We start from the raw sequence: 8,839 nt of genomic DNA on the forward strand, positions 1-8,839 counted from the left end.
GCGGGACGCGTCGGCTCACCGAACGGGTCGTTGCCACGCCAGCCCACGGTCCACAGACCGAAGGTGAACCTGTCCTCAGGGGTGGGAGTGAAGCGGTCCGACATTGCACGGCCTCTTGTCCACGTCGGGCCCGGAGCTACGGATCTCCGGGCCGGTGCCAATTTGTTTGCTTGCAGTACTAATACGCCATCCAGGCGGGGGTTTCTAGACCGTTTCCGTGACGTAACGGTCACGCGGCGCAAACATGCCAGTTCCAGGGCGCGGAACCAGGGTCTCCGTTTCGGGCAATACGGAATTCTTAGTTCCGTAAGACTCTTCTCGGCCACATTTGTTTTGTGTACGATCAAAATCGCGAGGACTCGCAGCCGCGCTCACCGCAGGCACCCCGGCGTCCCGCCCAGCATCTTCTGAACGGCATCTTCTGAACGGCTAAGGACCCCCCATGAAGTTCACCGACGGCTTCTGGCAGCTGCGCTCCGGTGTGAACGCCTCGTACGCCACGGAAGTCCGCGACGTCCGCCTCGACGAGGACCGACTCGCCGCCTACGCCGCCGTCAAGCGCGTCGAGCGCCGGGGCGACACGCTCAACGCCCCGCTGATCACCGTGGAGGCCCACTCCCCGGCCGAGGGCGTCATCGCCGTACGCCTCACCCACCACGCGGGCAGGCGCCGCAAGGGTCCCGACTTCGAGATGCCGGGGGCCGCCGCGCGGTCGGCCGCGACCACCCGCACCGAAGGCTCCACCGCGGAGCTCACCAGCGGCCCGCTCACCCTGCGCCTCCCCACCGAGGGCTCCTTCGGCATGGAGTTCCTCGACGCCGACGGCCGGGTCCTGACCTCGGCCGGCCGCAAGGGCAGTGCATTCGCGACCGTCGGTGACGGCAGTCACCACATGATCGCCCAGCTGGCCCTCGGAGTGGGCGAGACCGTCCACGGCCTCGGCGAGCGCTTCACGCCGTATGTGAAGAACGGCCAGGTCGTCGACATGTGGCAGGCCGACGGCGGCACCAGCAGCGAGCAGGCGTACAAGAACATCCCGTTCTACCTCTCCTCGCGCGGCTACGGGGTCTTCGTCAACCACCCCGGCAAGGTCTCCTTCGAGGTCGGCTCCGAGGCCGTCGGGCAGGTGCAGTTCAGCGTCGAGGACCAGACGCTGGAGTACTTCGTCATCGCTGGCCCCACGCCGAAGGACGTCCTCGCGCGCTACACCGCGCTCTCCGGCCGCCCGGCCCTCCCGCCGGCCTGGTCGTTCGGGCTCTGGCTCACCACCTCCTTCACCACGTCGTACGACGAGGCGACCGTCACCTCCTTCGTCGACGGGATGGCCGAGCGCGGCATCCCGCTGAGCGTCTTCCACTTCGACTGCTTCTGGATGCGCGAGTACCAGTGGTGCGACTTCGAGTGGGACCCGGCCGTCTTCCCGGATCCGGAAGGCATGATCGCCCGGCTCAAGGAGAAGGGCCTCAGGATCTGCGTCTGGATCAACCCCTACATCGGGCAGAAGAGCGCCCTCTACGAAGAGGGCGCGCGCGAGGGCTACTTCGTGCGGACCCCCGAGGGCGACATCTGGCAGTGGGACAAGTGGCAGGCCGGCATGGCGCTGGTCGACTTCACCAACCCCGAGGCCACCGCCTGGTTCCAGAGCAAGCTGAAGGTCCTCCTGGACCAGGGTGTCGACGGCTTCAAGACCGACTTCGGCGAGCGCATCCCCACCGACGTCGTCTGGCACGACGGCTCCGACCAGGAGCGCATGCACAACTACTACACGCACCTCTACAACAAGGCGGTCTTCGAACTCCTGGAGAAGGAGCGGGGCCAGGGCGAGGCCGTCCTCTTCGCCCGCTCGGCCGCCGCCGGCGGTCAGCAGTACCCGGTCCACTGGGGCGGCGACTGCTGGTCCTCCTTCGAGGCCATGGCGGAATCACTGCGTGGCGGCCTCTCTCTGTCCCTGTCCGGCTTCGGCTTCTGGAGCCACGACATCGGCGGCTTCGAGGGCACCCCGGACCCGGCGGTCTTCAAGCGCTGGCTCGCCTTCGGCCTGCTCTCCTCGCACAGCCGCCTGCACGGCTCGTCGTCGTACCGCGTGCCGTGGGAGTTCGGCGAGGAAGCGGTCGACGTGGCGCGGCAGTTCACCCGCCTCAAGCACCGCCTGATGCCGTACCTCTACGGCGCGGCCGTCGACACCCACCGCACGGGCGTCCCGATGATGCGTCCGCTGCTGCTGGAGTTCCCGGACGACCCCACCGCCCGCGCGGCGGACCGGCAGTACCTCCTCGGACCGGACCTCATGGTCGCCCCCGTCTTCTCCGAGGACGGCACCGTCGAGTACTACGTCCCCGAGGGGACCTGGACCCACTTCCTCACCGGCGAGACGGTGACCGGCCCGACCTGGCGCCAGGAGACGCACGGCTTCGACAGCCTGCCGCTGCTGGTGCGCCAGGGTGCCGTCCTCGCACTCGGAGCGGACGAGTCCCGCCCGGACGGCGAGTGGCTCGACGGCCTCGAACTCCGCGTCCACGCCCCCGAGGGCACGGGTGACTTCAGCCGCACGGTGACCGTCCCCGACCGCACGGGCGCGGTGGCCGCCACGTACGAGGTGGTCCGCGAGGGCGGAGAGGTCCGCGTCTCGGCCGACACCGACCAGCCGTACACGGTCACCGTGGTGGGGGAGCAGGCCTGACGGACCCGGGTCCGGTACCGGTGGGCAGCCCTGACGCCTCCACGGAGGAGGCGCGGCTGACTGCCGGTACCGGGCTTCTGCGCGGCGCACCGACCTGGCGGTCCCACCGGCAGGCCGGGTCCCGGCGCGCCCGGGCCCGCGCCCGTCGGCTCAGTCGCCGAGGATCCGCTCCCAGAGCAGCCCGTCCCGCCAGCGGCCCTGCAGGAAGATGGAGGAGTGCGCGACGCCGTACGGGCTGAACCCGTTGCGCCGCAGCACCCGCTGCGACGCGGTGTTCTCCAGGCCGGTCGACGCCTCGGCGCGGTGCAGCCCCAGTTCGTCCGTCATCACCCCGAGCGCGAGCTCCACGGCACGCCCCGCGTGCCCCTGACGCTGGGCCGGGCTCGCGATCCAGTACCCGACGGAGCCGCGACGCAGATGGGGCTGCGGCAGGATGCCACCCACGGTGACCTGCCCGATCACCTCCTCGCCGGCGAGCACTACGCCCGGCCAGACACTCCCCGCCCGGTACCCGGCGAGGAGGCGGTCGATCCGCTCGGCCTGGCCCTCCGCGGTGAAGAAGTGCTCCGGCTGGTCCGGCTCCCACGGGCGGAAGGCCTCGACGTCCCGGATCCGGTGTGCGGCGATCGGGGCCGCGTCCGCGGGCTCGATCAGGCGGATCCTGGTGCTGTCGGCCATGTCTCGTCCTCGTGGTCCTGCGCGTCGTGTCGGAAGGACAGCAGGCTATGCGAGGCTGCCCTCGCGCCCACCAGCGGTCCGGCGCTCCCACCTGAGAGCTTGCGGGGCGAGCCGCTCCTCGCCGGGCCGCGCGGAATGCGATCGTGGGCCGTCGGGTTAATGACAGCAGACAGTACGGTCACGGCACAGAGCGGAAGCACCCATGGGCGAGTTGATCCTTATCCGGCACGGCGAGACCGAGTGGTCCCGGTCCGGCCAGCACACGAGCTGGACCGACCTGCCGCTCACCGAGCTGGGGGAGCGTCAGGCCCGCGCGCTGACAACGCTGCTGACGGAACGGGAGATCGGGCTCACCCTGGTCAGCCCCCTTCTCCGAGCCCGTCGCACCGCCGAGCTGGCGGGGCTCGACGCTCCTCGCGAGACGCCGGATCTGCGGGAGTGGGACTACGGGGCGTACGAGGGTGTGACCACTGTCGAGATCCGCCGCACCCGCCCGGACTGGAACCTCTGGACCGACGGAGTCGCCCCCGGTCCCGAGGAGCACCCGGGGGAGAGCCCGAAGGAGGTGGGCGACCGGGCGGACCGGATCCTCGCCGAGGTCCGCGCGGCGGCCTCCCGGCTCGGCGAGGCGGACATCGCACTGGTGGCACACTCCCACTTCCTGCGCGTCCTCACCGCCCGCTATCTGGGACTGACCCCCGCGAGCGGCGAACTCTTCCAGCTCGCCACCGGCGCGGTCTCCCGGCTCGGCACGGAACACGGCAAGCCGGTCGTCACCGCGCTGAACATGGCCCTGCCGGAGCGGCTGTTCCACGCGATCGGCTGACGGGCCAGGCGCTGCCACGAGCCTTCGAGGGAAGGGCGGCACGTCCGTCACGCCGTAGTACGCGCAGAGCCGAGTCCACGGAGCTCAGCAGAGGAGTTCCGTGGTCTTCTCCCTGTACTCCTGCATCTCGCCCGCCTCGTAGCCCGCTTCCTTGAGGCTCTTCATCAGCGCGTCCATGTCGCTGCACAGGCGAGGGCGCTGCTGATCGAGAAAGGACTCGACGCCCTCGGCGGGGAGTTGCTCCCACGTCCGCTTGACGTCCTCGTTCTTCTCGTGCGCGTAGGAGTACTCGACCCACTCCCGCTGCCGGTCCGTCAGCCGGGACGTGTCGACGGGGCCGTCACTCCCGCCGCAGGAGGCGGTCAAGACGGCGCATGCCATCACCGCGAGACATATGCCCAACCTCTTCACTTGGCCCTCTTCCGGTCGGATGCGCGGCGTAGTCCGAGCCCGCGGAGTCCGCCGCTGAGCAACCGAGGGCTGTCCCGGACGAGACCGGCTCGGGCCGGCGGCGCGAAGTTTACGGCGTTGAACTCGACGCCATGTCACGTGTAGCCCACTCAAGGGCGTGACGGGCGCTCGTCCTGGTTCCGGAGCGGTCCGCCGAGGGTGCGGTCACGGGAGAATTCGCGCGGGTGCGCACCTAGCCGAGCACCGGGCCGTGACGCCAGCATCGAGCCGTGGACACCTCCAACGAGCCGCACATCGCGCACAAAGCACATCTGCCGCACCCCTACGACCAGGACATCTCCCATGTCCTGCGGCACCTCAGCAGGATCACCCCCACGGGCCGGAAGAAGCTCGCGAACAGCCTGAGCACCGCCGGCTACCTGGCCGCCGGCATGCGGCTGATCCAGCAGCACCTGGGCCCCGAGGCGGTACGGGGCGCGGCCTCGGGCCACGGTCGCTCCCTCGAACGCCCGCTGCTGGGATTCCTCTCCCAGCGTGCGGTCGCGGCGGCCGTCGCCGAGAACCCGCCCCCGTTCCCCTGCCGGGGCGGCGTGCCGAGGCTGCGCACCACCTGGCGGTCGCAGTCGGACTTCGTGGCCGATCTGATCAACTTCGCGATGTGGCCGACGAATTACCACCCCGGCTACCAGGAGCAGCGGGCGGTCACCATCAGGAGACTCGTCACAGGTGAGGACTTCGTCCGGGCTGTCCACGACACGGCCTACCAGCACACCGCCGAGAGCGCGCGTATGCCTTCCGTCCGTCTCAGCCTCGCCCTGATGGTGCTCGCCGACGGCGACGACACGGTCCAGCGGGCGGTCGCCGAGACGTACGGGAGATACCTCTCGTCCTGGAAGCAGGTCTACGCCGAGGTCCTCGACGCGCGTGGCCTGCGCTTACGGGCCGGGCTCGGCCTCGACGACCTCGCGAACGCCCTGTCCGCCGCCACCGACGGTGTGATCCTGCGCTCCATAGGCGACCCGCGGGCCGGGGTCGTCGACCCGGAGCGTGAACGCTCCCTCATGGGGACGGTCGCCCTCGCGGTGATCCACGGCTTTCTGGAGCCGACGGAGGACTCGGACGGTCTCACCCTGGAGCAGGCTGTCCGGGCGCGGCTGGGACGGGACGTGCCGCGATGAGTGAGGAGCCCATGACATCCCGCGATCGGACCACGGAGGAACCCGGAGGCGACAGGCGTGGTCGTGGACGGCTCGAGGCCGTCACGGGCCTGGCATCCGTCATCGGCGCCGTCGTCCTGGCGCTCACCGGCCACGCCGAAGCCGCCACGGCGATGGGAATCGCCGGTGGTGCCGTCGTCGGAGGTATCCACGTGACCGTGAACATCAACCGGCATTCCTCGGAGGAGGATTGAGGGCGCCCCGGTCGCGCAGTACCCGTTCCCGGCGGTGCCGGCGAACTGGGTTCTCGCCGAGTGATGCAGAGGAGTACGGAGCCGTCGGGAGCCCGGCTTCCGCGGGCGGGTGACACCGGGGAGCCGTCGGTCTCCGGGCCGTCCACCGGCGCCCCGCACGGGATTTCTCGGGCGTCATCCGGATGCGGCGCACGGACGGCCGGTACCTCGCCCCCGAGGTACCGGCCGGTTCCGTGCGGCGTGCCGGTGTCAGGCCGCCTTCTTCTTCAATGACGTGAGATGGGCGAAGACCACGACGTTCGCCGCGTAGCCGTGCTTCTTGTCGAAGCGTCCGCCGCAGGTCAGGAGCCTCAGCTCCGGGCGGCCGGTGGATCCGTACACCTTGTCGTCCGGGAACTTCTCCTTGGTGTAGGTCTTCACCTCGTCGACGGTGAAGACCGCGGTCTTCCTGTCCGCCCGGGTGACCTTCACGGTGTCACCCCGGCGCAGCGCGTTGAGGTTGAGGAAGATGGCCGGTCCCGTCGCGGTGTCCCGGTGTCCGACGAGCAAGGACGTTCCCGCTTCCCCGGGGGACGGCCCCTTCCGGTACCACCCCACCAGCTTGGGCTTGCTGAGCGGCGGGGCGCCGAGCCTGCCCTTCGTGTCGAGACCGAGGCCGGAGACCGGGGCCTCGATGTAGATCGCCGGGATGGCGACCTTCACCGGCCGGGAGTGCACCAGCGGGGCGTGCGATGCGGGCACCTTCTCCTGGGGCTTGTGAGGTGCCCTCCGGAAGGGGGGCGCCCCGCCGCCCGCGGCATCGCTGCCGCGGGCGGCGGTGACCGGCGAGGCGTCGTCGGACGAGTCCGAAACGGCCCGGACGATTCCGGTCACCAGCGAAAAGGTCACGCAGAGGGTGATGGTGAGCCGGCATGCGCGGCTCGGCCCCCTGCGTCGCCGTCGGCCGCGGGTGTCAGACCTCGTTACGGGCACGGCGACGTGCGGATCGACGGACCATGATCAGCCCCGCGATACCGGCGGCACCGGCGACCAGAGCGGCCGAGGTCCCGATGTTCGACTCGCTCTCGTTGCTGACGCCCTCCATGTCGGGGACACCGCCACCGCCGGCCGGAACCGCGCCGGACGGCTTCTCGTACGTCTTCTCCGCGCTCTGCTCGGAGCCCGACGCCGAGGAGCCCGACGCCGAGGAGGACGACGAGCCGCGGCTGTCACCGTCGGCACGGCTGTCACCGTCTGCACGGCCGCCACCCTGGCCCGGACGGGAGCAGTCGACCTCGAAGCTCTTCTGCTTCGGGACGGCACCGACGTTCCAGGTCAACTGGTAGGTCCCCTCGGGCAGGAGGTACTCCTGGCTGCGGGCCTGCCCGTTCACCAGCGGGAGGGTGTTCGTCAGCGTGTTGCCCGGGGGGCGCTCGGTGACCGTCCACACGACGAGGGGCAGCTCCCCGAAGTTGTTCGCCACGAGCACGAACTGGCAGACCTCGACGCCGTTGCGGTCGCCGCGCGAGTGCCAGCTGACGGAGCGGACGTCGATGTCACCGCTCTCACCGACAGCGAGCGCGGCGGGGGCCGCGGCGCCCAGGGCCGCGCCGGCGACGGCGACCGCGGCAGCCACCTTGGCACCCGTACGGGCACCGCGAGAGCGGAGGGAAGCGGAAATGCGCATGCTGGACTCCTTCGAGCCGAGATGATTGTCGTACTGATCACCTGATCGCCTAAGGGATGCCATGGATGATCAAAAGAGTCTGTAGGGACACCGTAAAAACGCACAAAAGTACCCTGACTAGCCCATAGCGCTCGCTCGTGTGGCCTGGAAGAGGCCGAGAGGAGAGGCGCGAAACGTGTGGTCACAGGCTGCGGGCGCCACGGCGTGTCCGCCGGGGAACGGGTGCCGAGGTCAGGCTCCCCGGGCCCGGCGACGGCGCCGGTACAGCACCGCGGCGCCCGCCGAGGCCAGGACACATCCGGCAAGGACGGCCAGGACCGGCCCCGGGCGCGATGCCGGGGACGCCGGGGAGGCGTCGAGCGGGATCGCGGCGGTGTCGTTGCCGGGGGAGCGGTCGTACGGGTTGAACACCCGGATGGTGCCCCGCGCTCCCTCGACCTGCCGGTCGATCCGGACGTGGAAGGTGAGCGTCCTGCTCCCGTCCTCCACCTGTGGGAAGGCCTCGTTCTCCAGCCCGCAGACGACGGCGTCTCCCGCTCTCGTCGGGCGCGTGCAAGCCCAGTCGTGGTCGTCGCCCTCGAAGGAGTACGGGACGCAGGTGATCGTGGTGCCCTCGGGCGGGATCACCTCGAAGCGGCCCCCGTCCTCGTCGCGCACCTCACCCGGTCCCAAGTTGTCGACACCCAGACGCAGTTCCACGGTTTCCCCGACCCTGCCGCGTACCGTCCCGGTCACCGGCCGGCGGCCCGAGGCGTCCACGACGACCCTGATGTTCCTGGCGGGTTCCCTGTTGCCCGGCACCACGCCGACCGGCACCTGGAAGACGCTGTTCCTCGCCCGGGCGCCCTCGTCCGCCGGGTAGGCGGTCATCGTGCGTGCCACGTCCTCCAAGGTCAGCGCCACCGGTTCCGAGGCGCTCGCGACGCCCGGTCCGAGAGCCGTGCGGAGCGCGGCGGCCGACAGGACGGCCACGGCGAGCACGCGTGGGGCCGCTCGTCTCCGTGTGGGCATGCGGAGCACAGCACTATGCCACCGGGGGCGGGCCCCCCCCCCGGGGGGGGGGCGCCCCCCCCCCCCCCCCCCCCCCCCCCCCCGGCGGAGGAAAACCCGCAAAACCCCCCCCCGCCGGCCCCCGCCCGCCCCCCCCCCGCAAACGCCGGGGCCAAC

The 8,839-nt window shown here is 70.7% G+C and carries 9 protein-coding genes; 4 read left to right on the top strand and 5 right to left on the bottom strand.

The window, feature by feature from the left end; all coding sequences use genetic code 11:
• The first annotated feature begins 442 nt into the window (after window positions 1-442).
• Window positions 443-2,680 (top strand): alpha-xylosidase, encoded by a 2,238-nt coding sequence (gene yicI, locus ACGFNN_RS15935; RefSeq protein ID WP_393556264.1) that lies wholly within the window; start codon window positions 443-445, stop codon window positions 2,678-2,680.
• Between the two features lie 150 nt (window positions 2,681-2,830).
• Here the strand turns inward: yicI and ACGFNN_RS15940 are convergent, their stop codons facing one another.
• Complete coding sequence (locus tag ACGFNN_RS15940; protein ID WP_393556266.1) at window positions 2,831-3,358, bottom strand: GNAT family N-acetyltransferase; 528 nt, start codon at window positions 3,356-3,358, stop codon at window positions 2,831-2,833.
• Between the two features lie 202 nt (window positions 3,359-3,560).
• Here ACGFNN_RS15940 and ACGFNN_RS15945 point away from each other — a divergent pair, with 202 nt between their 5' ends.
• A complete protein-coding gene (locus tag ACGFNN_RS15945; protein WP_393556268.1) occupies window positions 3,561-4,184 on the top strand; it encodes a histidine phosphatase family protein in 624 nt (207 codons plus the stop codon).
• Between the two features lie 84 nt (window positions 4,185-4,268).
• Here the strand turns inward: ACGFNN_RS15945 and ACGFNN_RS15950 are convergent, their stop codons facing one another.
• Window positions 4,269-4,550 (bottom strand): hypothetical protein, encoded by a 282-nt coding sequence (locus tag ACGFNN_RS15950; protein ID WP_393556270.1) that lies wholly within the window; start codon window positions 4,548-4,550, stop codon window positions 4,269-4,271.
• A 314-nt stretch (window positions 4,551-4,864) separates the two neighbouring features.
• On the opposite strand from ACGFNN_RS15950, the gene ACGFNN_RS15955 reads away from it, so the two are divergent.
• Together ACGFNN_RS15955 and ACGFNN_RS15960 are read left to right on the top strand one after the other, a co-directional pair.
• Window positions 4,865-5,773 (top strand): TetR family transcriptional regulator C-terminal domain-containing protein, encoded by a 909-nt coding sequence (locus tag ACGFNN_RS15955; protein WP_393556272.1) that lies wholly within the window; start codon window positions 4,865-4,867, stop codon window positions 5,771-5,773.
• 11 nt (window positions 5,774-5,784) lie between these two features.
• Complete coding sequence (locus tag ACGFNN_RS15960) at window positions 5,785-6,006, top strand: hypothetical protein (RefSeq protein WP_393556274.1); 222 nt, start codon at window positions 5,785-5,787, stop codon at window positions 6,004-6,006.
• Between the two features lie 249 nt (window positions 6,007-6,255).
• On the opposite strand, the gene ACGFNN_RS15965 is transcribed toward ACGFNN_RS15960, so the two are convergent.
• The 3 genes from ACGFNN_RS15965 to ACGFNN_RS15975 all read right to left on the bottom strand — a co-directional run bounded on the left by ACGFNN_RS15965 (window position 6,256) and on the right by ACGFNN_RS15975 (window position 8,683).
• Window positions 6,256-6,906 carry a class F sortase gene (locus ACGFNN_RS15965; protein WP_393557068.1) on the bottom strand — a complete coding sequence of 217 codons (651 nt, stop codon included), beginning with the start codon at window positions 6,904-6,906 and terminating at the stop codon, window positions 6,256-6,258.
• A gap of 52 nt (window positions 6,907-6,958) precedes the next feature.
• A complete protein-coding gene (locus ACGFNN_RS15970; protein ID WP_393556276.1) occupies window positions 6,959-7,672 on the bottom strand; it encodes a hypothetical protein in 714 nt (237 codons plus the stop codon).
• 231 nt (window positions 7,673-7,903) lie between these two features.
• Window positions 7,904-8,683, bottom strand: a complete 780-nt coding sequence (locus tag ACGFNN_RS15975) for a hypothetical protein (protein ID WP_393556278.1) — start codon at window positions 8,681-8,683, stop codon at window positions 7,904-7,906.
• Between the last annotated feature and the right edge of the window lie 156 nt (window positions 8,684-8,839).

Origin of the sequence: Streptomyces sp. NPDC048590, assembly GCF_043199535.1 — a bacterium.
Taxonomy (GTDB): Bacteria; Actinomycetota; Actinomycetes; order Streptomycetales; family Streptomycetaceae; genus Streptomyces.